Annotated in this window: 25 protein-coding genes and 1 tRNA gene; 3 read left to right on the top strand and 23 right to left on the bottom strand. The window is 58.0% G+C overall.

Features of this window, described 5'->3' with window-relative positions; all coding sequences use genetic code 11:
- Positions 1-21: 21 nt before the first annotated feature.
- From M5B43_RS03210 to M5B43_RS03120, 19 genes are all read right to left on the bottom strand, one after another.
- Positions 22-1,734 carry a ShlB/FhaC/HecB family hemolysin secretion/activation protein gene (locus M5B43_RS03210; protein ID WP_283099330.1) on the bottom strand — a complete coding sequence of 571 codons (1,713 nt, stop codon included), beginning with the start codon at positions 1,732-1,734 and terminating at the stop codon, positions 22-24.
- A gap of 407 nt (positions 1,735-2,141) precedes the next feature.
- Positions 2,142-2,217: transfer RNA gene (locus tag M5B43_RS03205), tRNA-Lys, on the bottom strand.
- Positions 2,218-2,280: 63 nt separating this feature from the next.
- Positions 2,281-2,958, bottom strand: coding sequence for a 7-cyano-7-deazaguanine synthase QueC (gene queC, locus M5B43_RS03200; RefSeq protein ID WP_248748744.1), 678 nt, complete (start codon positions 2,956-2,958; stop codon positions 2,281-2,283).
- 1 nt (position 2,959) lies between these two features.
- Entirely contained in the window at positions 2,960-3,607 is a 648-nt protein-coding gene (gene queE / locus M5B43_RS03195; protein WP_248748743.1) for a 7-carboxy-7-deazaguanine synthase QueE, read from the bottom strand.
- 163 nt (positions 3,608-3,770) lie between these two features.
- Positions 3,771-4,601 carry a tol-pal system protein YbgF gene (gene ybgF, locus M5B43_RS03190; protein ID WP_248748742.1) on the bottom strand — a complete coding sequence of 277 codons (831 nt, stop codon included), beginning with the start codon at positions 4,599-4,601 and terminating at the stop codon, positions 3,771-3,773.
- 6 nt (positions 4,602-4,607) lie between these two features.
- Positions 4,608-5,108 carry a peptidoglycan-associated lipoprotein Pal gene (pal, locus tag M5B43_RS03185; RefSeq protein ID WP_003193861.1) on the bottom strand — a complete coding sequence of 167 codons (501 nt, stop codon included), beginning with the start codon at positions 5,106-5,108 and terminating at the stop codon, positions 4,608-4,610.
- A gap of 55 nt (positions 5,109-5,163) precedes the next feature.
- Entirely contained in the window at positions 5,164-6,444 is a 1,281-nt protein-coding gene (gene tolB / locus M5B43_RS03180; protein WP_248748741.1) for a Tol-Pal system beta propeller repeat protein TolB, read from the bottom strand.
- A 17-nt stretch (positions 6,445-6,461) separates the two neighbouring features.
- Positions 6,462-7,535, bottom strand: a complete 1,074-nt coding sequence (gene tolA, locus M5B43_RS03175; RefSeq protein WP_248748740.1) for a cell envelope integrity protein TolA — start codon at positions 7,533-7,535, stop codon at positions 6,462-6,464.
- Positions 7,535-7,987, bottom strand: coding sequence for a protein TolR (gene tolR / locus M5B43_RS03170; RefSeq protein WP_162493886.1), 453 nt, complete (start codon positions 7,985-7,987; stop codon positions 7,535-7,537). Before tolR ends, tolA begins: the two co-directional genes overlap by 1 nt.
- A 23-nt stretch (positions 7,988-8,010) precedes the next feature.
- Positions 8,011-8,706, bottom strand: coding sequence for a protein TolQ (gene tolQ, locus M5B43_RS03165; RefSeq protein ID WP_015885609.1), 696 nt, complete (start codon positions 8,704-8,706; stop codon positions 8,011-8,013).
- Between the two features lies 1 nt (position 8,707).
- Positions 8,708-9,163: a tol-pal system-associated acyl-CoA thioesterase gene (gene ybgC / locus M5B43_RS03160; protein WP_032890914.1), complete on the bottom strand. Its 456-nt coding sequence runs from the start codon at positions 9,161-9,163 to the stop codon at positions 8,708-8,710.
- 139 nt (positions 9,164-9,302) lie between these two features.
- Entirely contained in the window at positions 9,303-10,361 is a 1,059-nt protein-coding gene (gene ruvB, locus M5B43_RS03155; protein ID WP_003193867.1) for a Holliday junction branch migration DNA helicase RuvB, read from the bottom strand.
- A complete protein-coding gene (ruvA, locus tag M5B43_RS03150) occupies positions 10,362-10,973 on the bottom strand; it encodes a Holliday junction branch migration protein RuvA (RefSeq protein ID WP_248748739.1) in 612 nt (203 codons plus the stop codon).
- Between the two features lie 68 nt (positions 10,974-11,041).
- The gene (ruvC, locus tag M5B43_RS03145) at positions 11,042-11,566 is read right to left on the bottom strand and encodes a crossover junction endodeoxyribonuclease RuvC (protein WP_016975450.1); all 525 of its coding nucleotides are present in this window, start codon (positions 11,564-11,566) and stop codon (positions 11,042-11,044) included.
- A 307-nt stretch (positions 11,567-11,873) separates the two neighbouring features.
- Positions 11,874-12,620, bottom strand: coding sequence for a YebC/PmpR family DNA-binding transcriptional regulator (locus M5B43_RS03140; protein ID WP_248748738.1), 747 nt, complete (start codon positions 12,618-12,620; stop codon positions 11,874-11,876).
- 148 nt (positions 12,621-12,768) lie between these two features.
- Positions 12,769-14,544, bottom strand: a complete 1,776-nt coding sequence (gene aspS, locus M5B43_RS03135; protein ID WP_248748737.1) for an aspartate--tRNA ligase — start codon at positions 14,542-14,544, stop codon at positions 12,769-12,771.
- Positions 14,545-14,652: 108 nt separating this feature from the next.
- Positions 14,653-14,874, bottom strand: coding sequence for a zinc ribbon domain-containing protein (locus tag M5B43_RS03130; protein WP_048727052.1), 222 nt, complete (start codon positions 14,872-14,874; stop codon positions 14,653-14,655).
- A gap of 170 nt (positions 14,875-15,044) precedes the next feature.
- Positions 15,045-15,386, bottom strand: a complete 342-nt coding sequence (locus tag M5B43_RS03125; protein ID WP_248748736.1) for a ribbon-helix-helix domain-containing protein — start codon at positions 15,384-15,386, stop codon at positions 15,045-15,047.
- A 181-nt stretch (positions 15,387-15,567) separates the two neighbouring features.
- Positions 15,568-16,041: a Dps family protein gene (locus tag M5B43_RS03120; protein ID WP_248748735.1), complete on the bottom strand. Its 474-nt coding sequence runs from the start codon at positions 16,039-16,041 to the stop codon at positions 15,568-15,570.
- A 427-nt stretch (positions 16,042-16,468) separates the two neighbouring features.
- Between M5B43_RS03120 and M5B43_RS27205 the strand changes: the two genes are divergently transcribed.
- A complete protein-coding gene (locus tag M5B43_RS27205) occupies positions 16,469-17,071 on the top strand; it encodes a cold-shock protein (protein ID WP_283099329.1) in 603 nt (200 codons plus the stop codon).
- A gap of 85 nt (positions 17,072-17,156) precedes the next feature.
- Here M5B43_RS27205 and M5B43_RS03110 read toward each other — a convergent pair whose 3' ends face one another.
- Both M5B43_RS03110 and M5B43_RS03105 read right to left on the bottom strand, forming a co-directional pair.
- Positions 17,157-17,363: a SlyX family protein gene (locus tag M5B43_RS03110; protein ID WP_003209796.1), complete on the bottom strand. Its 207-nt coding sequence runs from the start codon at positions 17,361-17,363 to the stop codon at positions 17,157-17,159.
- Positions 17,364-17,366: 3 nt separating this feature from the next.
- Positions 17,367-17,792, bottom strand: a complete 426-nt coding sequence (locus M5B43_RS03105; protein ID WP_248748734.1) for an HIT domain-containing protein — start codon at positions 17,790-17,792, stop codon at positions 17,367-17,369.
- Between the two features lie 732 nt (positions 17,793-18,524).
- Here M5B43_RS03105 and M5B43_RS03100 point away from each other — a divergent pair.
- Positions 18,525-19,823: an OprD family porin gene (locus M5B43_RS03100; protein ID WP_248748733.1), complete on the top strand. Its 1,299-nt coding sequence runs from the start codon at positions 18,525-18,527 to the stop codon at positions 19,821-19,823.
- Positions 19,824-20,015: 192 nt separating this feature from the next.
- Here M5B43_RS03100 and M5B43_RS03095 read toward each other — a convergent pair whose 3' ends face one another.
- Positions 20,016-20,858 (bottom strand): mechanosensitive ion channel family protein, encoded by an 843-nt coding sequence (locus M5B43_RS03095; RefSeq protein WP_248748732.1) that lies wholly within the window; start codon positions 20,856-20,858, stop codon positions 20,016-20,018.
- Positions 20,859-20,995: 137 nt separating this feature from the next.
- Complete coding sequence (locus tag M5B43_RS03090; protein ID WP_003175814.1) at positions 20,996-21,481, bottom strand: YajQ family cyclic di-GMP-binding protein; 486 nt, start codon at positions 21,479-21,481, stop codon at positions 20,996-20,998.
- Between the two features lie 123 nt (positions 21,482-21,604).
- On the opposite strand from M5B43_RS03090, the gene M5B43_RS03085 reads away from it, so the two are divergent.
- The gene (locus tag M5B43_RS03085) at positions 21,605-22,522 is read left to right on the top strand and encodes a putative 2-dehydropantoate 2-reductase (protein ID WP_248748731.1); all 918 of its coding nucleotides are present in this window, start codon (positions 21,605-21,607) and stop codon (positions 22,520-22,522) included.
- The last annotated feature ends 21 nt before the right edge of the window (positions 22,523-22,543 follow it).

Here is a 22,543-nt window from a genome sequence, read left to right as displayed (position 1 = left end):
TCGTTGCAGCTGGGCGTTGAATTACAGGAAGAAATCCATGCGGAAGTAGATCGGCGTTTCGCGCTCAAGCAGTCCGGCCGGTCGTTCCAGCGAGTGGGCAAAGGTCACGCTGGTGCTCACGTATTGGCCACGGGCGAATAGCTCAAGTGAGTTGCTCGAGACTCGGCCGTGCGCTTCTCGGTTGTAGCGACCGTTGCGGATCACGCCCTGGTCATAACCGACACTGGCGCCGTATTCACCGAACACCGGGCGCAGCCAACCGAGGGTCACCGGCCGGCTCCAGCGCAGGTCGTTGCGCCAATAGCCGCCGCTGTCGCCATTGAGTTGCTGGTCCTTGAAGCCGCGCACCGACGAGGAGCCACCGAGGCTCATGCGCTGGGGACTGAACAGCACATCTTCACTGCGCTGCCCGGTGGCCAGGCTGGTAAAACTGAACGACTCGCCCCACAGCTTGAACGGCTGCAGGTAGCTGACGGTGGCGGTGTATTTGCGGTAACGCGCATCCGGCACACCGGGGCCCGGGTTGTGATTACCCTGGGCGTCAAACGCACCGGTACCGTTTTGCATGCCGAGATCGAAGTTGACGAAGGCGCTGCCGACTCGCCGGCCGTGGTTGATGCCCAGTTGCAGCTCGCTGAGGCGGTTGCTGCTCTCTTTGAGGCGGCTGTCGTTGATGTAGTTGTTGGTGCGCAGGTGGGACAGGCCGACATTGACAGAGGTCTTGCTCACAGCGTCGCGGTGGACTACTCGCTCAGCGCGCAACTGGTGGTTTTCACTGTCACCGGTTTGCTTGAAGTTGAAACCGTCACCTTGGGCGAGCGAGCGATAATCGCTCTGGTTGTAGCTGTAGCTGAAGTTCCACCAACCCCACGGCACGTTGTAGTAGAGCATGGCGTTTTTTGAGGTTTTCTGATGGTCGCTGATGGCGTCGTGGCCGCCGCGCAAAATCAGCTGATCGGCCAGGCCCAACGGGCTGTCCCATTCAAAGCCGGTGCCCCACTGCTGCTCGCCGGTGCTTTTCTGGCCGTCGTTGTTGCGCGACAGGCTGGCGCGCCAAGGCTTCTGCGGGTTGTTTTTGACTGACACCGAACTGCCGCCCACGGTGTTGCCCGGAGTCAGTTCCATTTGTGCCTGATTGGACGGCAAACGATTGAGCTGGTCGACGGCCTGTTCGATTTCCCGCAGGTTCAATAGCTCGCCGCTTTTGCCGGGGAAGGCCATGGCCAGTTCACGGTCCGACAATTTGCTGTTATCGGCGCCCTTCAAGCCTTCAAGTTTGCCCTCCACCACCAGCACTTGCAGATGCCCCTTGGACATATCCTGCTGCGGCAGGTAAGCGCGGCTGGTGACCAGGCCTTTGTCGATGTAGTAGTCGGTGATGACCTTGAGCAATGCATTGAGCTGGGAAATGCCCAGGCACTGGCCTATATAGGGCTTGAGCAGGCGCTCGCGGTCTGGCGCAGGAAGGCTGTCGGCGCCCTTGAGTTCGATGGATTGGATGGGGAAGCAACGGGTGTCTACCGGAGCAACGGGAGCCACGGGGGCTGCCTCTTTGCCCGGCAATTCCTTGAGTTGTTCCAGACGCCGCTGCTGTTCTTCGAGAAGACGATTTTGACGGTCGCGGATCAGGTCTTGATCACCCGGCAGGGGTGCGGCCATCACGCTATGGGAAGCGAGACAGGCAAGCAGGAAAATGCTCAGTGAATACCGAGTCCTTGGTACTAGGGGCGACATGTTCGATCCATCGATTTTCGAAGGATGGCAACCTAACATCGTAGCCCTGGCTAGCCAATAATATGACCAGTTTTTAAGAATCCTCCTAAAATCCAAATAACCTATTGATAAATAATGGATTTAATCAAACAAGAACAAATATCTTTTGAAATATTTCTGTTCTTTCCGATAAACGGTATCAATTTTGATACATATCGCGGACACAAATGAACGCCCGGATGCTCCAGCCGTCACGGGGTTCAGAATGATGAGAATTGATTAAATCGAAGGGATGTATTGAGGCCTGCCACGAGAATCTGAGCGCGGATGAGACCGTACTCACTCGGACGTGCCAAATTCCAGGCAAAAAAAAACCCGGAAATCCTCACTTACGTGGGCCTTCCGGATTTTCTAAACTGCTACAAAAATGGTGGGTCGTGTGGGATTCGAACCTACGACCAATTGGTTAAAAGCCAACTGCTCTACCAACTGAGCTAACGACCCGCTGTGTGGTGGCGCGTATAATACTGATTTCTAAGGATTATTCAACACCTTATTTGAAATAAATCAAAAATAACGTGTCGGGTCCGTAATTCCGGCCGTTTGGAAGCCTTCTGCACGCAGTCGGCAGCTATCGCATTTCCCACAAGCACGGCCGTCATTGTCCGCCTGGTAGCAGGAAACAGTCAGCGCGTAATCGACGCCAAGTCCTACACCGGCCTTCACAATGTCCGCCTTGCTCATGTTCTGCAGTGGCGCCTGTATACGGAAGCCCTGCCCTTCTACCCCGGCCTTGGTAGCCAGGTTAGCCATGCGCTCGAATGACTCGACGTATTCGGGGCGGCAGTCGGGATAGCCGTTGTAATCCAGTGCATTAACGCCGATGAAAATGTCGCGGGCATTCAATACTTCGGCCCAGCCGAGTGCCAGGGACAGGAACACCGTATTGCGCGCTGGCACGTAGGTCGCAGGAATGCCCTCACTGGGCGCCTCCGGCACATCGATGCTGCTGTCGGTGAGCGCCGAGCCGCCGATGCCATTGAGGTTGAGGCCGATCACTTTGTGCTCGACCACACCCAGGTCACGGGCAACCCGCTCGGCGGCAGCCAGTTCGGCGCGGTGGCGCTGGCCGTAGTCGAAGCCCATGGTGTAGCAGCTATAGCCTTGGGCACGGACCATGGCTACCAGGGTGGCAGAATCAAGCCCACCGGACAGCAAGATCACCGCACGCTTTTGATCCGCCATGTCAGCGCCCCGGTTCGTCGTTCCACAGGTATTTATGCAACTGCAATTGCAGACGCACCGGCAGGTTGTCCGCCACCACCCAGTCAGCCAGGTCACGAGCGTTCAGGTCGTGATGGCTAGGGGAAAACAGCACCTCGCCAGCCCGACGTTCCAGGCCGTATTGGATCAGCTTGGAGGTCGCCCAGTCATAATCTTCGCGGGAACAGATCACGAACTTGACCTGGTCGTTGGCCGTCAGCAGGTCCAGATTCTCGTACAGGTTGCGGTGCGCTTCCTTGGAGCCTGGGGTCTTGAGGTCGAGCACTCGGCTTACCCGCGGGTCGACCGCAGAGATGTCCAAGGCGCCACTGGTTTCCAGTGAGACTTCGTAACCGGCGTCACACAGTTGCTTGAGCAAAGGGATGGCGTTAGGTTGCGCCAATGGCTCGCCGCCCGTCACGCAGACGTAGCGCGGCCGATAGCTTGCAACCTGCTCCAGGATATCGTCGAGTGCGCGCACGGTGCCGCCACTGAAGGCGTAGGCGCTGTCACAGTATTGGCAGCGCAACGGGCAGCCGGTCAACCGTACGAATACGGTGGGCAGCCCAGCAGTGCGCGTTTCACCCTGCAACGAGTAAAAAACTTCGGTGATGCGTAATGTGTCTTGCATAGTCGCCACGGGCGTAACAGCTAAACAGGCTGTCCGCCTCCGTCAGGCACTTCAAGGGATTGCGCCAACGCGTGAACCCCAGGAAGCGTGTTTCATAAAAGGGCGTGGATTCTAACGAAAAAACCCGCGCCAGGCGCGGGTTTCTTCTAAACGGCTGCATTGCTTACAAGCGTTGCAGGTCCCGCTGGGCCAACTGGGCAGCGGAAGTACCCGGATACTGGGCCACCACTTGCTGCAGAATGCCTTTGACCTTGTCGGTATGACCCAGGCGGCGTTCTACGTCAGCCAGCTTGTATAGCGAGTCAGGCACCTTGGCGTGCTTTGGGTAGAGCTGGCTGACCTTGGCAAATGCCTGGCCTGCCGCTTGCAAATCACCCTTTGCCAGGTTGACCTCACCCAACCAGTACTGGGCGTTGCCCGCGTATTGGCTGTTCGGGTACTTGCGCAGGAATGCGGTAAAAGCCTGGCTGGCCTTATCGAAATCCTTGGCTTTGATCAGGTCGAAGGCTGCATCGTAATACAGTTTTTCCTTCGCAGGATCACCCGGTTCGCTGCTGGCAGCAGGGGCGGCAGCTGCGGCCCCCGCTGCTGCGCCACCGGCAGCGGCACTGGGTGCGCCACCGGCAGAAGAATTATCAGGAGTAGCGGCAGGTGCTGCACCGGCTCCAATACGGCGATCAAGATCCTGGTATCGCTCCAGGCCCTCTTGCTTCAGCTGGTTCACTTGATTCTGCAGAACTTCAATGGTGCCTTGTTGCTGCGACAATTGATCCTGCATGCGTTGCAGCTGGTTGAACAGTTCGCCCTGTGCCGAGGGAGCGGCAGTCGCCGGTCCCCCAGCATAGGCGCCGTTCGTGCCATAACCCGCTGGCGGATAACTGCTCCCGCTATTGTTATAGCCAGAGTTGCTATCTTCCACAGGAACCGCAGCCCACACCGCAAGCGGTGCGAGGCTGAGAGCCAATACAGTTAGAGCACGACGGCACGTTCGCATGACGAATTACTTACGCAGTTCGACGCGACGGTTCTGAGCCCACGACTGTTCGTCGTTGCCAGTTGCAACTGGACGCTCTTTACCGTAGGAAACCAGTTCCAGTTGGCCTGGAGCAACACCTTGCAGTACCAGGTAGCGCTGAACGGCTTTCGCACGACGCTCGCCCAGAGCCATGTTGTACTCACGAGTACCACGGGCGTCAGTGTTACCTTCCAGAACAACGCGAGCGCCGTTAGCTTTCAGGTCCTTGGCGTGAACGTCCAGAGCGCGCATGGCTTCTGGCTTCAGGTCCGAACTGTCGTATTCGAAGTAGAAAGTGGTGATAGCGCGCAGAGCAGCTTCTTCGCTCAGGGAGCCGTCAACTGCACCAGTGTTAGCGCCGTAACCAGCGTTTGGATCAACAGCTGCGCCTTCACCGGCATTGTCGCCGCCTTTAGACGAGCAACCAACGGCTACGGACAGAGCCAGAGCCAGAGCAGCAAACTTACCAAACTTCAGCATTTCCATCGTGAAACTCCTAATGAACCCCAGTGTGTTAAGCAAATCTTTTTGTAGCGCCGCGTCAGTTCAGGTAAGGGGACCAGGATGGTTCTCTGACTTCGCCTTGTGCGGTAGGAAGTGGGAGCCTTACGCGTCCATTAATGGACACGAGCATCAAGACTCCCCGGCCCTGCTGGCGGGTGGCGTAGATTACCATGGTGCCGTTGGGCGCAACAGTGGCTGACTCATCAAGGTTGGTATCTGTAAGGATTTTTACGGTTCCGCGCTGCAAATCCTGGGCCGCAACCCGGAAATTAGTGAAACCATCCTGACGGTGAATCATCACCAACGTCTTTTCATCTGCCGAAAGCTTAGGGTTGGCGTTGTAGTTACCGATAAAGGTTACACGCTCCGCCCCGCCACCGTTCACGTTTGCCTTGTAGACCTGAGGCTTGCCGCCGCGGTCGGACGTGAAGTAGATGGTCGAACCATCTTTGCCCCAGAACGGCTCGGTATTGATGCCCGGGCCGCTGGTCACACGAGAGATCTGGCGCGAAGCCATGTTCATCACGTAGATATCCGGGTTGCCGTCCTTGGACAGCACGAATGCCAGGCGCGAACCATCCGGCGACCAGGCCGGTGCACCGTTGAGGCCTTCAAAGTTGGTGATCTGCTCACGACGGCCCGTATCAATGTGCTGCACGAAGATACGTGGACGACGCTGTTCGAACGAGACGTAGGCAATACGCTTGCCGTCTGGTGCAAAACGCGGCGACAGGATTGGCTCACGGGACTGCAGCAAAGTCACTGCACGTGCACCATCGTAGTCCGAACGCTGCAAGGTGTAGCGCGTGTTGTCTACAGAGAAACGCTCGGCCGTTACATACAGCAGGCGCGTCGAGAAAGCCCCTTTGATACCGGTGAGCTTTTCAAACGACTGGTCCGAGATGTAGTGGGCCATGTCACGCAATTGCTCGGCGGTGCCCGACACGCTGCCGGTCAAGACCTGCTGCTCGGTGGCCACGTTGAACAACGTGTACTGGATCTGCAAGCGACCACCGGCCGGCACGATGCTGCCGACCATCAGGTACTGGGCACCCACCGCCTTCCAGTCACGGAAGATGACTTCGCTGGCCTGGGTAGGCTGGCTGATCATGTTGCCTTTCGGAATCGGCGCGTAGTAACCGGAGTTGCGCAGGTCGTCGCTGACGATCTGGGCCATGTCATCCGGCAGCACGCTGCCGCCCTGCCAACCGAACGGTACGACCGCGATCGGGGTGGCCCGATCGCTACCGCTGGTAACCAGGATGTTCTTTTCATCCGCCGCCGCTATCCCTGCCATACAGCAAATAACGACAAGCATTCCTCGAAGAAGGTTTCTCACAAGGCTAGATCCTCAGGTGTGAATGTCATCTTGAATGAACGATAGGGAGCGAAGTCACTTGGTTTCATTCCCTGCATCTCGGTCAACCGGCCAATATTCTTGACCGCGGCAACCGCCGAACTGTCGAACGAACCGTCGCCACTGGACTTGGCCACGCTGACCGAAGTCACCGTACCGTCCGGCAACATGCCGATCTGCAGCACTACTGTCATGCCTTTGCGTGCCGAAGGTGGACGTGTCCAACCTTCCGCTGCCCGTGCCCGAATCAGGTCGTCGAAACTGCCCGCGACTTCATCGCCACGCTCATCGGCCAAGGCTTGCTGACGCTGCGGCGTGTCAGAGAGCAAATCTGCCAAGGCCTGGGCCTTTTTCTCTTCGGCGGATTTACGCGCGGCTTCCTGGGCCTTTTTCTTGGAGGCATCGGCGGCAGCTTTCTTCTTCGCGTCGTCGGCGACTTTTTTCTTCGCCTCGTCTGCTTCAGCTTTTTTCTTGGCGTCTTCGGCGGCTTTCTTCTTCGCGTCTTCGACTATCTTTTTCTTGGCTTCTTCAGCGGCCTTTTTCTTGGCCTCTTCTTCGGCAGCTTTCTTGGCTTCTTCTTCAGTCTTCTTCTTGGCTATATCAGCCAATTTTTTCTCTTCGGCTTTTTTAGCTTCGGCAGCTTTCTCGGCTTTCTTGGCTTCATCAGCCTTTTTCGCCTCGTCGGCCTTCTTCGCTTCGTCAGCCTTTTTCGATTCCTCGGCCTTTTGAGCCGCCTCTTCTTTCTTTTGTTCCGCAGCAGCCTTCACCGCTTCCTGCTCGACCTTCTTCTGTTCCATCTGCTCGACTTCAGTCTGGCGCGCAGCCGACTTCTGGGCCTCACCCGCAATCTTCTGATTGGTCTGGGTGGTGGCCTGGCTTTTCGATTTCAGCTGATACAGGGTCGCCTGCACGATCGGCTTGGCTGGCGGCAGGTCCGGGGTCATGGCAAAGCTGACGAACAGCATGCCAAACACCAGGACGTGCAGGGCAATTGCCCAGACGCCAGGCCAGAAGTAGCTTTCCGAGGCGGACGGCTCTCGCTGTTGCTGCATCAGGGCGCCTCGGTAATCAAGCCAACGTTACCAACGCCGGCCTTCTGCAGCCCGCCCATGGCGCCCATGACGGAGCCGTAGTCGACCGCCTTGTCACCCCGGATAAATACCTGGGTGTGCTTGCCGCCTTCGTTGCCGGAGCGAATGATCTTGGTCACCGCATCAGTCATCGCCGGCAAGGTCAGGGCCTTGTCCTGCTGCTTCTGGGTGTCGACTTCGCTGCCAAGGTTCCAGTAATAGGTCTTGTCAGCCTTGATCGAAATGGTCAGGACCTGAGTGTTGTTGTCTTGCGGCAAGGCTTCACTGGAAACCTTGGGCAGATCAACCTTCACGCCCTGGTTGAGCATCGGCGCGGTCACCATGAAGATCACCAGCAGCACCAGCATCACGTCGATGTAGGGCACTACGTTCATCTCGGCGACCGGCTTGCGCTTTTTGCGAGCTCGAGCGATTAAAGCCATTGGGAATTACCTGCTTATTCTTCGCTGGTGTGCACTTTACGGTGCAGGATCGCCTGGAATTCATCGGCGAAGGTGTAGTAACGGCCGATCAACGTTTCGCTGGTGGCAGCAAAACGGTTGTAGGCAATTACTGCGGGGATAGCGGCGAACAGGCCGATCGCAGTGGCGATCAGGGCTTCGGCAATACCTGGGGCCACGGTGGCCAAGGTCGCTTGCTGAGCCTGGGCCAGGCCACGGAAGGAGTTCATGATCCCCCAAACGGTACCGAACAGGCCGATGTACGGGCTGACGGAACCTACGGTGGCAAGGAACGGCAGGCTCTGCTCCAGTTTCTCTTCTTCACGGGAGATGGCAACGCGCATGGCACGGGCCACGCCTTCCATCACCGCTTCCGGATCAACGCCCGGCTGCTGGCGCAGGCGGGAGAATTCCTTGAAGCCCGCACGAAAGATCTGCTCGACGCCCGAGTCCGGGTCGGGGTTGCTGCCGGCCTGGCGATACAGCTTGGACAGGTCGATACCCGACCAGAAGCGCTCCTCGAAGCTCTCCAGGGCACGTCGACCGGCACGCAACAGGTTGCTGCGCTGAAAAATCATGACCCAAGAGGTAACCGATGCGGCTACCAGGGTCAGCATGACCAGTTGAACCACAACACTGGCATTGCTGACCAGGCTCCACATGGAGGAATGGTCGACGACGGTAGGTTCCACGCTAAATCTCCTGCTTTGATTGTTTACCCGCGCCGCTCACGGCGGCAAAGGCCGCACGTAGAGTTTCGGGAATGGCCCGAGGTTTCAAACTGTTGGTGCGCACACACGCCACCAGGAACTGCCCCTCACAGAGCAGCGTTGCATCCGTTGCCCGCCTGACCTGCTGCTTGAAACGCAGGCTGGCACGGTTCAATTCGATTACTTCAGCGCTAACCAGCAGTTCGTCGTCCAGTCGCGCCGGTGCGTGATAACGCGCCTCGCTGGAATGCACGACGAATAACAGGTCCTCCCCTGCCAGCTGGGATTGGGCAAAGCCCAGCTCCCGTAGCCGCTCGGTTCGAGCCCGCTCCATGAACTTGAGGTAATTGACGTAATAAACGATGCCGCCGGCATCGGTGTCCTCGTAATAAACGCGACAGCGATGTGCGAACGACTGATCCCCGTTTTGCGCGCGCATACTCTAGTGCTTACTCCTCAGGTTGCCAATCCGGCAGGGCAACTGTTTTTTCATTCTCTGAAACATTTATAACGACTGAATGACGACACCAGCCACTAGGACAGCACAATCCCCGAATAAATCGACCCGCGTGGCCTTTTTAATCGTCCACTGCATCGAGGAATTCGTCTACTACGGGCATCTCACCCAATCGTGACGGAATGTTTAGCCCAAAGTGCAAATAGGCGTGACGCGTCACCACTCGGCCCCTTGGCGTGCGCATGATGTAGCCCTGCTGAATCAGGTACGGCTCCAGTACATCCTCGATGGTATGGCGTTCTTCACTGATCGCCGCGGCCAGGCTGTCCACCCCCACCGGGCCACCGTCGAACTTCTCGATCATGGTCAAGAGTAGACGCCGATCCTGGTGATCAAAGCCATGCTCGTCCACATCCAGCAGGTTCAAGGCCAGGTCCGCGACGGCCTTGGTGATATGCCCCTTGGCCCGCACCTCGGCAAAATCGCGCACCCGACGCAGCAAACGGTTGGCGATCCGAGGCGTGCCACGGGCGCGTCGAGCAATTTCAAATGCGCCTTCCGGGTCCAGCGGCAAGCCAAGGATACTCGCCGAGCGACTGACGATGGTCGCCAGGTCCGCGGTGCTATAGAACTCTAGACGCTGAACAATGCCGAAACGGTCTCGCAACGGGTTAGTCAGCATGCCCGCACGCGTGGTCGCCCCCACCAGGGTGAACGGCGGCAGATCGAGTTTGATCGAACGAGCCGCCGGGCCTTCACCGATCATGATGTCGAGCTGGAAGTCCTCCATCGCCGGGTACAGCACTTCCTCGACGATCGGTGACAGCCGGTGGATCTCGTCGATAAACAGCACATCGTGGGGTTCAAGGTTGGTCAGCAGTGCCGCCAGGTCACCTGGACGCTCCAGCACCGGGCCGGAGGTGGACTTGATCGACACGCCCATTTCCTGGGCGATGATATTGGCCAGGGTGGTTTTACCCAGCCCCGGCGGGCCGAAGATCAACGTGTGGTCCAGCGACTCACTGCGCCCACGCGCGGCCTGGATGAACAGCTCCATCTGCTCGCGCACGGTAGGCTGGCCGATGTACTCGGCCAGGCTCAGGGGGCGAATGGCGCGGTCCTGGACTTCTTCACGGTCACGCGGGCCGGTGGCCGCAATCAGACGATCAGCTTCAATCACTTAAATCATTCCCTTCAGGGCTCGGCGGATCATGTCTTCAGCACTCAGGTTCTTGTCCTTGATGGCCGATAGGGCCTTGCTGGCTTCCTGCGGCTTGTAGCCCAGGGAGATCAGTGCATTGACGGCATCGCTTTGCGCACTGGCGACCTGGGCCGCCGGCATATCCGGCTGGTTCGGCACCAGGGCAAACATGTTCGGTACCACTTCCCAGGCTTTAAAACGGTCCTTGAGTTCCACCAGCAGGCGCTCAGCGGTTTTCTTGCCGACGCCCGGCACCTTGGTCAAGGCCGACGTGTCCTGGGCCGAGACGGCACGTACCAGTTCGTCCACTTCCAGGCTCGACATCAATGCCAGGGCCAGTTTAGGGCCCACGCCGTTGAGGCGGATCAGCTCGCGGAAGAAGTCGCGGTCCCGCTTGCCAATGAAACCATAGAGCAGTTGCGCGTCCTCGCGCACCACCAGATGGGTGTGCAGGGTTATCGGCTCACCGACCGATGGTAGGCGATACAGGGTGGTCATGGGCACTTCCAGCTCATACCCCAACCCATTTACATCCAGAATCAGGTGCGGTGGCTGTTTCTCAGCCAAGGTGCCGCGCAAGCGTCCAATCACGGTTCAGATCCTTAAAGCTTGGAGGTCAGAGCAAAGCCTGACCGGAAATAACGATTGCGCTGATGCTATCAGAGACGCAGCCGCCCGCCACGACTGCGTGCAGTGCCCAAGCCGTGAGGCAACAGACTGGAACGGGTGTGCGCGTGGCAAATGGCAATGGCCAGGGCGTCGGAGGCGTCGATCTGCGGTTTTGAGGTGAGCTTGAGCATGTGCATGACCATCATCTGCACTTGCTCTTTGTTGGCCGCCCCCGTGCCGACCACCGCCTGCTTGACCTGGGTCGCGGTGTATTCGGCGATCTCCATGCCCTCCTCGGCCCCCGCGACAATCGCCGCACCACGGGCCTGGCCAAGCTTCAATGCGGAGTCGGCGTTCTTGGCCATGAAGACCTTTTCGATGCCCATGGTAACCGGGCCATAGGTCTGGATGACTTCACGTACGCCGCGATAGACGATCTGCAAGCGCTCGGCCAACTCACCCGCGCCGGTGCGGATACAGCCCGAAGCCACGTACACACAGCCGCGCGGGGTTTGTTGCACCACGCCAAAACCGGTGATGCGCGAACCGGGGTCGATACCTAGGATTAAAGTCATAACGCCTGCGGGTTGGATAAACACATTGGTTGATACACCAAAGCTCAAATGTGGGAGGGGGCAATCTGTCAGTTAAGAACACTATCACTGTGGCGAGCGGGCTTGTCCCGCGTTGGGGTGCGCAGCAGCCCCAAAAGCTGTCTCTGCGGAGTATCGGGTACACCGCATTCGTTCTTCTTTGGGGGCGCTACGCGCCCCAACGCGGGACAAGCCCGCTCGCCACAACAAGCCCGCTCGCCACAGGTTACCGGTTGCTCGCTCTAGCGCTTAACTGACTGGCATTGGGGCTTGCCCCCTCCCACATTCTTCAGCCTAGCTGTTCGGCTACAGACTCAGGAATGTCGGCGTTGGAGTAGACGTTCTGCACGTCGTCCAGGTCTTCGAGCATATCCAGCATCTTCAACACCTTCTGCGCACCGTCCAGGTCCAGCTCGGCGCTGGTGGTCGGCAGCATCACGATTTCCGCGTCAGTGCCTTTGAAACCGGCAGCTTCCAGCGCGTTACGCACCGCGTAGAAGCCGGCGAACGAGGTGAATACGTCGATGGAACCGTCTTCATGGGTGACCACGTCGTCGGCATCCGCCTCCATCGCGGCTTCCATCAGCGCATCCTCATCCACGCCCGGCGCGAAAGAGATCTGCCCCTTACGCTCGAACAGGTAAGCCACCGAACCATCAGTGCCCAGGTTGCCGCCGCATTTGCTGAACGCGTGACGCACGGCTGCGGCCGTACGGTTGCGGTTGTCGGTCATGCACTCGACCATCACCGCCACGCCACCTGGGCCGTAGCCTTCGTAGCTCAACTCGACCATGTCGTCGGTATCGGCCGCACCGGCACCACGGGCCACGGCGCGATCAATGATGTCGCGGCTCATGTTCGCGCCCAAAGCCTTGTCCAGCGCCAGGCGCAGACGCGGGTTGGAGCCTGGGTCACCGCCACCTTGACGAGCGGCGACGGTCAGTTCACGAATCCACTTGGTGAAGATCTTGCCTTTCTTGGCATCCTGACGCTCTTTGCGGTGCTTGATGTTCGCCCACTTGGAATGGCCAGCCATAACACAACTCCGAAATTCTGTAGAAACCTTATCAATCCCGCCCCAGGCGGACTTCTCTTTTGAAAATGCAGCCCTTGTAACGCAAAGGCGCATCCGAAGATGCGCCTTTAAGACTGCGTAAACCTCAATGCGCTTTCACGCAGCAGCCTTACTCAGCCTTCGGCGTCTCGCGCAGACGGATGTGCAGCTCGCGCAGTGCCTTGGCATCCACCACACCTGGAGCCTGGGTCATGACGTCCGCAGCACTCTGGGTTTTCGGGAAGGCGATCACTTCACGAATCGACTGGGCACCGGTCATCAGCATCACCAGACGGTCCAGGCCGAATGCCAAACCACCGTGCGGCGGTGCACCGTATTTCAGGGCGTCGAGCAGGAAGCCGAATTTCTCTTCCTGTTCCGCTTCGTTGATGCCCAACAGGCGGAACACCGCTTGCTGCATCTCTTTGCGGTGAATACGGATCGAACCGCCACCCAGTTCGGTGCCGTTCAACACCATGTCGTAGGCACGGGACAACGCGCCTGCCGGGTTGGATTCCAGCTCTTCAGGGGAGCACTTCGGTGCGGTGAACGGGTGGTGCAAGGCGCTGAAGCTGCCGTCGTCGTTCTCTTCGAACATCGGGAAGTCGACAACCCACATCGGCGCCCACTTGCAGGTCAGCAGGTCCAGGTCGTGGCCCAGCTTGATCCGCAGCGCGCCCAGGGCTTCGCTGACGATCTTGGCCTTGTCGGCACCGAAGAACACGATGTCGCCGTCGACCGCGCCAACGCGATCCAGGATCGCGTTGAGGTTGTCCAACGGGATGTTTTTCACGATCGGCGATTGCAGGCCGTCAACACCGTTAGCACGCTCGTTGACCTTGATGTACGCCAGGCCCTTGGCACCATAGATGCCGACAAACTTGGTGTAGTCGTCGATCTGCTTGCGCGGCATGCTCGCGCCGCCAGGCACGCGCAGGGCGGCGATACGGCATTTAGGGTCGTTGGCCGGGCCGCTGAACACCTTGAAGTCGACTTCTTTGAGCTGGTCGGCCACGTCCACCAGTTCCAGCGGGTTACGCAGGTCTGGCTTGTCGGAACCGTAGCGGCGCATGGCTTCTTCGAAAGTCATGTGCGGGAATTCGCCGAACTCCAGGTCCAGCACTTCCTTGAACAGGTTGCGGATCATTTGCTCGGTCAGGCCCATGATCTCTTTTTCATCGAGGAAGCTGGTCTCGATGTCGATCTGGGTGAATTCAGGCTGGCGATCAGCACGCAGGTCTTCGTCACGGAAGCACTTGGCGATCTGGTAGTAACGGTCGAAGCCGGCCACCATCAGCAATTGCTTGAACAGCTGCGGCGACTGCGGCAAGGCGAAGAAGCTACCAGCGTGGGTACGGCTAGGCACCAGGTAGTCACGCGCGCCTTCCGGGGTGGCCCGGGTGAGGATCGGCGTTTCGACGTCGAGGAAGCCGTTCTCATCCAGGAAGCGGCGGATGCTGGTGGTCATGCGCGAACGCAGACGCAGCTTTTCAGCCATTTCCGGACGACGCAGGTCCAGGAAGCGGTAGCGCAGGCGAGTTTCTTCGCCCACGTCGGAATATTCGTTCAGTGGGAACGGCGGGGTTTCCGATTCGTTCAGCACTTCAAGCTCGTAGCCCAGCACTTCGATGGCGCCGGACGCCATGTTCGCGTTCACGGCACCGGCCGGACGCAGGCGAACCTTACCGGTAATCTTCACAACGTATTCGCTGCGCACGCGGTCGGCGGCGGCGAAGCTCTCGGCGCGGTCCGGATCGAACACCACCTGGGCCAGACCATCACGATCACGGATATCGAGGAAGATTACCCCGCCGTGGTCGCGGCGACGGTGAACCCATCCGCAAAGGGTGATTTCCTGACCTTCCAGGGTCTCGTTCAGTTGGCCGCAATAGTGGCTGCGCATCATGGTCGTGGTTTCACTTCTCGTAATTCGAAATTCGGTGGCAGGCTTGCCTCGTCACCGTACAGTTAAGCAGGGGACGGATAATGCAGGAGCCTGCGCGTAGAGTTCAACTCAGTCTGCTTTGTCGCCGCCCGCCAGATTCTTCTTCGAGCCGGTCTTGAAGTCGGTCTCGTACCAGCCGCTGCCGCTGAGGCGGAAGCCTGGCATGGACAACATCTTCTTGAGCTCCGGTGCCTTGCAGGCGGGGCAATCGACCAGCGGCGCTGCGCTGATCTTTTGAATGGCTTCCAACTGATGACCACAGGAAGCACATTGATAATCGTACATGGGCATGGAGATGTCTCGGCGATCAGATCGTTACTGCGCCGCGCATGCCTTGCCGGTGAAGACCCGGCACGCGCAGCAAAGCGCGGGATTATATCTGGTAAATCGAGGCAGCGCAGCCGGCTTTCTGCCCGAGGCCCGGCCCTCTCGGGTCAAGGGCCGGGCCCGGCACCGCCGGATTACTCCGGGTTCAAGGGGGCAACGCGGCCTTTTAAGACGTGAACCACACACACCACCCTCACCAGCCCGCTGAAGTTCTTCACTCCCCCATGGCGCAAATGTACTTCCCGATCGACGTAGGACAACAACGCACTGACTGAACAGGTATTGATCCTGGCTATTTCCGTCAGGATATTCCAATAAATCTGTTCAAGCCGCAGACAGGTTGAAAACCCGTTGAGCCTCACCGACCGAGACAATGGCTTGGCCAGCCCCATATCGAACCCTTTAGTGAAGGGATCGATCTTTATTTTGTGAAAACCACAGGTTTCCATGACACCTTTACCCACTCCACATGACATACAGCTGACACTCCATTGCCAAACAACAGCCCATGGGTTTCTCCCATTGAGCAGTGGGCCTATAAAACAGCAGGAAGCGAAGAGCAGCCAGAAGACGGGGAGTCGATAGTCGTAGGACAACGCCAGGAAGCGCAGGGAAACAAGCGAGCAGCGCCTGGGAGGCGCCACTCAGGTTCGACGGTTACTGGTTTTCAAGCAGGGAACGCAGCATCCACGCGGTTTTCTCGTGAACGTGCATCCGCTGGGTCAGCAGGTCCGCCGTCGGCTCGTCACTGACTTTGTCGAGCAATGGGAAGATGCCACGCGCGGTGCGCGTGACCGCTTCCTGGCCAGCGACCAGTTGCTTGATCATCTCTTCGGCACTTGGCACACCCTCTTCTTCCTTGATGGAAGAAAGACGTGCGTAGATCGAATAGGCGCCGGGCGCCGGGAAACCCAGGGCACGAATACGCTCGGCAATGGAATCCACGGCCAGCGCCAGTTCGTTGTACTGCTCTTCAAACATCAAGTGCAGCGTACGAAACATGGGGCCTGTGACGTTCCAATGGAAGTTGTGGGTCTTCAAATACAGTACATAGGTATCGGACAGCAGCCGCGAAAGTCCGTCGACGATGGATTTACGGTCTTCTTCGCTGATACCAATATCGATTGCCATGTTTTTCCCCTTCAATTGACCAGCATTCATTGATCAGGTGCAGAACCACTCTAGCAAGCGTGCACGCTGCATGCAGCCCGACACCCTCAGGTGACGTGCGACAAATCGCCCCTCTCCACTTATATGTCCCAGGCTGGCAAGCCTTTTGGGATGTAGGTGGATGCTCGAAATGCCGCTAAAAAAGCCTGCACCTGTCTAGGACAAGCGTTTGACGCAGAAATGCCGCAGCGGGCGCAACACCCCGAAATGCTTGATTTGAGTAGGCACAGCCTTTGCTGTTAAATAGGCGTCGTGTGGTTGCCGTTCATTTCTGTGGCACGCCACATAGGCTGATACCCGCGCACGTGCTCACCGCCTCCCATTGTTCAGAAGCGAACCGTGCCAGTCAGCTCTTCCTCGTGATCCTTCTTAACGTGAGTTAATCAAAATGTTGAAAATCGTCCACCTGCTAACGGGCGTTGCAGCTTTGCTGCTGTCCTTTATCCCGAGCCTGCAACAGGGAAGCCCTCCCTATCTGGAACAACACGACGCTCTGTACCTGGCCTTGTTCGGCCTTCTTAACCTGACGCTGGCACCGGTAATCCCTTACTGGAACAAAGGCACGCGTCATCAACTGCAAAACCTGGTCAGCGCGCTGCTGGTACTGGCCGTTGTCGTTCAAACCCTCACCCTCCTGGCCCCCATGCCTGAAGTCGGTGGCCACCCGGCCATCCTGCTCAGCCTGGTGCTTGCGGTGGTCGCCATCGTTCTTCATCTGGCCATCAGCTTCTACCGTTCGTCCCCGGCGGCCGCATCGCAAAACTACGACATGACCAACCGGGATACCGGGACCGTCAAGTGGTTCAACACCTCCAAAGGTTTCGGCTTTATTTCCCGCGATTCGGGTGACGATATTTTCGTCCACTTCCGAGCTATTCGCGGTGAAGGCCATCGCGTCCTGGTCGAAGGCCAACGTGTGGAGTTTTCGGTGATGAACCGCGACAAGGGCCTGCAAGCTGAAGACGTGATCGCGGCATTGCCACGTCGCTGATACGCCCCTGGGCGCAATAAAAAACCGCGATCCAGCTTGGCTGGGTCGCGGTTTTTTTATGGAGGCCAGGTCAAATACACGCGGTTTAATAATGAGGCGGCGGCGCTTCTTCTTCGGATGATTCGAATTGGCCGCCCATTTCTTCCTGACGCTTGAGCAACGCAGTCATTTGCAATTGCAGGCGCTCAACTGCTCGCTGCTGGGTGACCAGGATGTCATTGAGCGTTTCGATGGTATCGTCCTGGAAGGCCAGGCGGCTTTCCAGGTCGGTGACGCGGGCTTGCAGGTCCATGGTTCAGTCCTGGTTAAAGGTGAAGCCGGCAGGCAATAACTCGCGCAGCCGGCTACGAATAGCCGCCACTTGCTCTTCGGTATAGGGCCGGGCCGGATGCTTGCCCCAGACCGGGGCCGGCCAGGCGGCGTCATCACGTTTGCGCACAATCACATGCACGTGCAACTGGCTGACCACATTGCCCAGCGCGCCGATGTTCATCTTGTCGGCGGCCAAGCCGTCGTTGAGCACTTGCGCCAGGGCCGTGGTTTCTTTCCACAGCGTCTGTTGATCTGCGACATCCAGCTGAAACACTTCGCTGATACCGTCGATGCGTGGCACCAGGATGAACCAGGGGTAATTCGAGTCATTGGACAGCAGGAGGCGACAGAGCGGGAAATCCCCAATGGCCAATGTGTCTTGTTGCAGGCGTTGATCTAAGGCGAACACGCGGGCACTCCATTCGGCAGGTCAGTTTCAGGCGCCCAGCATACCTTCGAATGCCCTGGGCTTCACGACGCCAAGCGGTAAGCGGATAAAAAATGTGCACCCTTTCGAGGCAGGCGAATATTTGAGCTACGCTAAATCGGGCCTCGACGGGATGCACCAAAATGACACACCGATGCGTCAAAGGGATCCGCCGATTACCCACTTGAGAGGGTCAACCGGTAACGTTTTGCCCTGGTTCAGATTTTTTGTACCACCAGACAGGCGTAATACCCAGGAGTCAAGCCCAAACCAAACGGCGTAAAAAGCCCGGGCTTATGCGGTTTTTACACTGCCGTAACGTTTTTCACGAAAAAATTACATCCGGTTACAGCTTTGTGCACGCTTGTTGCATTCACCCCTCTATCGTCGGCAACAGCACCCGTTCGGACACAGGTGTTTCGCGATAAAAAACAGTAGCGGTTCAATGCGCGACCAGGAAGATTTCAAACTTTGAAAGTCGTCTGAAAACAGCATTGAAGTTGTCAGTCCGGTTACAGTCGGACTGTGGATTTGCGACACGGAGCTAGCAATTTACGACAGCCTCGTAAAGAAGCTGAAAGGATAGTTGAGTAAGTATCGTCAATAGAGTCTGCGTGATATAACTTTGCGCCGACACAAAAAAGAAAGAGCCGCCCAGATAAAAATACAGGTGGGACGGCAGTACTCTTCCTAAAACCAAAGGAGCAAATCACGATGCGCGTGATGAAGTGGAGCATGATCGCCCTGGCTGTTTCAGCCGGCGTTTCGCAGTACGCAATGGCGTCCGCCCAGGACGATTCCAAAGGCTTTATTGAAGACAGCACAGCCAGCATTCTGACTCGTACCCTGTACTTCAGCCGTGACTACCGTAACAACGATTCCGGCCCAAGTCGCCGTGAAGAAACCGGTCTCGGCTTCCACGGCCTCTTCAGCTCGGGTTACACCCAAGGCACCATCGGTGTCGGTGTGGATGCCATTGGCCTGTTGGGCGTCAAGCTCGACAGCGGCAAGGGTCGCGCCGGCACCGGCCTGTTCCCTACCGGCTCTGACGGTCGCTCGGCAGACGATTACTCCAAAGGTGGTGCTGCGGTTAAGTTCCGTCTTTCCAACACCGTACTGAAAGTAGGTGACCAATACACCACCGCACCGGTGTTCGCCTCCGATGACAGCCGTCTGCTCCCTGAGCTGCCACAAGGTATCTCTCTGACCAGCAACGAGATCAAGGACCTGAAACTCGAAGCAGGTCACTTCACCTCGATCGTTGCACAAGATCACACCTACAAGGACAGTATCGGCAGCTACGAGCCCGACACCGGCCGTGGCCTGAGAGCTGCGAACTTCGTGGGTGGCGTTTACGCCTGGACCCCAGAGCTCACCACCAGCCTCTACTACTCGAAAGTCGAGGACTACTGGAAGAAGCTCTACGCCAACGTAAACTGGACCCACGCGATTAACGAAAACCAATCCGTGGCCGTAGACTTCAACATCTACGACACCAAAAGCGATGGCGCCGGTCTGCAACGCGCAGAAAAAGACAACACCACCAAGCTCAACAACCGTGCCTACAGCTTGCAAGGCGCCTACACCATCGACGCTCACACCTTCACCCTGGCCTATCAGAAGGTTAGCGGTGATGGCGACTACGGTTACGGCGTAGACGGCGGCGGCACGATCTTCCTGGCCAACTCCGTTGCGCGTTCCGACTTCAACGCCGAGGGTGAGAAATCCTGGCAAGCTCGCTACGACCTGAACATGGCCAAATTCGGCGTGCCGGGCCTGAGCTTCATGACTCGTTATGTCACTGGCAGCGGCGCCGATAACGGCGTTACTACCAATGCCAAAGAATGGGAACGTGATATTGAAGCCAAATACGTGATCCAGAGCGGCCCGGCTAAAGACCTGAGCCTGCGCGTACGTCAAGCGACCTATCGTTCGTCTGACGGCGTGTACTACGGTTCGGCGTCTATCGACGAACTGCGTCTGATCGCGCAGTACCCGCTGAACATCTTGTAATTGCCCGTTCAATTACAACGATGACTTAAGGCTTCGGCCTTAAACAAAGAAGCCGCCCCTTTGCGAACAAAGGGGCGGCTTCTTTATTTCAAAATTATTACACGCTCAAAATAACTAGCAAGCTAACTATCGAGATTAAACTAACGCATCGAACCTGACCTTTCAGCCAAGTTCTGATGCACTTAGTTTGGGTTATTTCGTAGCCGACTCCTGCATCACGCGAATAACCCGCTGCGGGAACGGAATATCAATCCCCGCCGCTTTCAAACGATCACGCGCCAGTTCGTTGAACTTAAACATCACATCCCAGTAATCCGGCGTATTGGTCCAGCAACGCAGGGACACTGTGATGGCGCTGTCGCCCAAGGTCGAAACCACCGCCACAGGTGCAGGTTCAGCCAGCACGCGCGGGTCTTTCGCCAATTCCAGCAGGACTTCACGCGCTTTCTGCAGGTCTGCCTCGTAGTCCACACCCACGTCAAACACCACCTTGCGGGTTGGCTGACGGTTGGTGTTGGTGATGATGCCGTTGGACAGGATGCCGTTCGGCACGATCACCGTCTTGTTGTCACCCGTACGAATCACGGTGTGAAAGATCTGGATGCTGTCGACGGTACCGGAAGTACCCTGGGCTTCGATCCAATCACCAATACGGAATGGACGGAACAACAGAATCAGCACGCCACCTGCGAAGTTCGCCAGGCTACCCTGCAATGCCAGGCCGATGGCCAGGGTGGCGGCACCGATCGCAGCGACGAACGAGGTGGTTGCTACACCGATCATCGAGGCCACGCTGACGATCAGCATGACTTTCAAGGCGATGTTCGCAAGGCTGGTGATGAAGTGCTGCAGCGCCAGGTCCGCGTTACGTAGCGCCAACAGACGGCCCACGCGGTGGGTCAATATGTTGATCAGCCACCAGCCGATGGCCAACGTGATGACGGCCAGCAACACCCGGCTGCCGTATTCCATAATCATCGGGATCCAAGACTCGGAGGTCTTGATCAGGTGATCCAGTTCAGCGTTCAAATCCATCTACATTCTCCTGTTTCGCGGATGTGCGGCTTTATGTGAGTACCCATTAACGCAATTGAGCCCCGTAGGGCTCTAATGTCGACGCAGGTTCTGGGGCGTGGGACGTCAAAAACGCCCACAGGTTCCCCAAAGTGCCATCAGTCGCGGAAGTTATTGAACTGCAGCGGCATGTCGAAGGTCTTGGCCCGCAGTGCAGCGATAGCTTCTTGCAAGTCGTCGCGCTTCTTGCCGGTCACGCGAACCTGCTCACCCTGGATAGCGGCCTGGACTTTGAGCTTCGCATCCTTGATATGCGCCACGATCTTCTTCGCCAACTCCTTGTCGATGCCTTCCTTGAGCACGGCTTCCTGCTTCATCAGCTTGCCCGAGGCGTAGGCGTCCTTGATTTCAAGGCATTGCGCGTCGATTTTGCGCTTGACCAGGGACAACTTGAGGATCTCAATCATCGCTTCCAGCTGGAAATCGGCTTCAGCGGTCAGGTTGACGGTCAGCTCCTTTTCCTTGAATTCGAAGCTGCCCTTGCCTTTCAAGTCATAGCGGCGGTCCAGCTCCTTGACGGCGTTCTCGACGGCGTTGGTGACTTCGTGTTTGTCCAGTTCGGATACCACGTCGAACGAAGGCATGTCATTTCTCCAATATAAGGGGCGGACTCAGTAGAGATGGAGCGCGCCCGAGCTAAAATGCCGAGGCATTATAGCGGTTCTTTCGCCCCGTTCACTGTGAGCGACCCTACGGAGCACAAACTGATGTCGACCACCTGGCATATTCTCGGCGCCGGCAGCCTGGGGACACTCTGGGCCACACGCCTGGCTCGCGCGGGCATACCAGTGAGGCTGATCTTGCGCGATGACGCGCGCCTGGCCAGCTATCAGGCAGGGCCCGGGCTGACGCTGGTGGAGCATGGCGTAGAACGGACTTATCCAGTGATCGGCGAAACGCCCGACAGCCCTGAACCAATTCATCGCCTGCTGGTGGCGTGCAAAGCCTACGATGCCCAACATGCAATTGCACCGTTGCAACCGCGGCTGGCACCGGGCGCCGAACTGATCCTGCTGCAAAACGGCCTGGGCAGCCAGGACGCGGTGGCAGCGCAATTGCCCCAGGCCCGCTGCATCTATGCCTCCAGCACCGAAGGCGCGTTCCGCGAGGGCGATTGGCGCGTGGTGTTTGCCGGCCACGGCTATACCTGGCTGGGGGACGTAGGCCACCCCACGCCACCGCTGTGGCTGGACGACCTGCAAGCAGCCGGCATCCCCCACGAATGGGCCACCAACATTCTCACGCGCCTATGGCGCAAGCTGGCCCTCAATTGCGCCATTAACCCACTCACCGTGCTTTACCAGTGCCGCAACGGTGGCTTGCAGGCCCACCAGTGTGAAGTGGCTACGCTTTGCGCTGAATTGGCTGAACTGCTGGAGTGCTGCGGCCAACCGGCAGCCGCACAGGACCTGCACAGTGAAGTGGAGCGCGTGATCCAGGCCACGGCCGCCAATTACTCCTCCATGTACCAGGACGTCGCCAACGCCCGGCGCACCGAAATCAGCTACCTGCTGGGCTACGCCTGCCAGGCGGCCGAGCGCCACCGGTTGGTCTTGCCGCACTTGCAACAAGTGCAAGCGCGCCTGGTGGAGCATTTGCTCGCACGCGGATTGGCCAGCGACTGAGGCTCGCGCTACCCTGCCTAC

The organism is Pseudomonas sp. MWU15-20650, assembly GCF_023242475.1.
Classification (GTDB): domain Bacteria; phylum Pseudomonadota; class Gammaproteobacteria; order Pseudomonadales; family Pseudomonadaceae; genus Aquipseudomonas.
This window is presented reverse-complemented; position numbering and strand designations above follow the sequence as displayed.

Coding starts and splice junctions, on each gene's coding strand:
- M5B43_RS03210 (WP_283099330.1), bottom strand. CDS start 1,734: ATGTCGCCCCTAGTACCAAGGACTCGGTATTCACTGAGCATTTTCCTG.
- queC (WP_248748744.1), bottom strand. CDS start 2,958: ATGGCGGATCAAAAGCGTGCGGTGATCTTGCTGTCCGGTGGGCTTGAT.
- queE (WP_248748743.1), bottom strand. CDS start 3,607: ATGCAAGACACATTACGCATCACCGAAGTTTTTTACTCGTTGCAGGGT.
- ybgF (WP_248748742.1), bottom strand. CDS start 4,601: ATGCGAACGTGCCGTCGTGCTCTAACTGTATTGGCTCTCAGCCTCGCA.
- pal (WP_003193861.1), bottom strand. CDS start 5,108: ATGGAAATGCTGAAGTTTGGTAAGTTTGCTGCTCTGGCTCTGGCTCTG.
- tolB (WP_248748741.1), bottom strand. CDS start 6,444: ATGCTTGTCGTTATTTGCTGTATGGCAGGGATAGCGGCGGCGGATGAA.
- tolA (WP_248748740.1), bottom strand. CDS start 7,535: ATGCAGCAACAGCGAGAGCCGTCCGCCTCGGAAAGCTACTTCTGGCCT.
- ybgC (WP_032890914.1), bottom strand. CDS start 9,163: ATGCGCGCGCAAAACGGGGATCAGTCGTTCGCACATCGCTGTCGCGTT.
- ruvC (WP_016975450.1), bottom strand. CDS start 11,566: ATGACTTTAATCCTAGGTATCGACCCCGGTTCGCGCATCACCGGTTTT.
- M5B43_RS03140 (WP_248748738.1), bottom strand. CDS start 12,620: ATGGCTGGCCATTCCAAGTGGGCGAACATCAAGCACCGCAAAGAGCGT.
- aspS (WP_248748737.1), bottom strand. CDS start 14,544: ATGATGCGCAGCCACTATTGCGGCCAACTGAACGAGACCCTGGAAGGT.
- M5B43_RS03130 (WP_048727052.1), bottom strand. CDS start 14,874: ATGCCCATGTACGATTATCAATGTGCTTCCTGTGGTCATCAGTTGGAA.
- M5B43_RS03125 (WP_248748736.1), bottom strand. CDS start 15,386: ATGTCATGTGGAGTGGGTAAAGGTGTCATGGAAACCTGTGGTTTTCAC.
- M5B43_RS03120 (WP_248748735.1), bottom strand. CDS start 16,041: ATGGCAATCGATATTGGTATCAGCGAAGAAGACCGTAAATCCATCGTC.
- M5B43_RS27205 (WP_283099329.1), top strand. CDS start 16,469: ATGTTGAAAATCGTCCACCTGCTAACGGGCGTTGCAGCTTTGCTGCTG.
- M5B43_RS03110 (WP_003209796.1), bottom strand. CDS start 17,363: ATGGACCTGCAAGCCCGCGTCACCGACCTGGAAAGCCGCCTGGCCTTC.
- M5B43_RS03100 (WP_248748733.1), top strand. CDS start 18,525: ATGCGCGTGATGAAGTGGAGCATGATCGCCCTGGCTGTTTCAGCCGGC.
- M5B43_RS03095 (WP_248748732.1), bottom strand. CDS start 20,858: ATGGATTTGAACGCTGAACTGGATCACCTGATCAAGACCTCCGAGTCT.
- M5B43_RS03090 (WP_003175814.1), bottom strand. CDS start 21,481: ATGCCTTCGTTCGACGTGGTATCCGAACTGGACAAACACGAAGTCACC.
- M5B43_RS03085 (WP_248748731.1), top strand. CDS start 21,605: ATGTCGACCACCTGGCATATTCTCGGCGCCGGCAGCCTGGGGACACTC.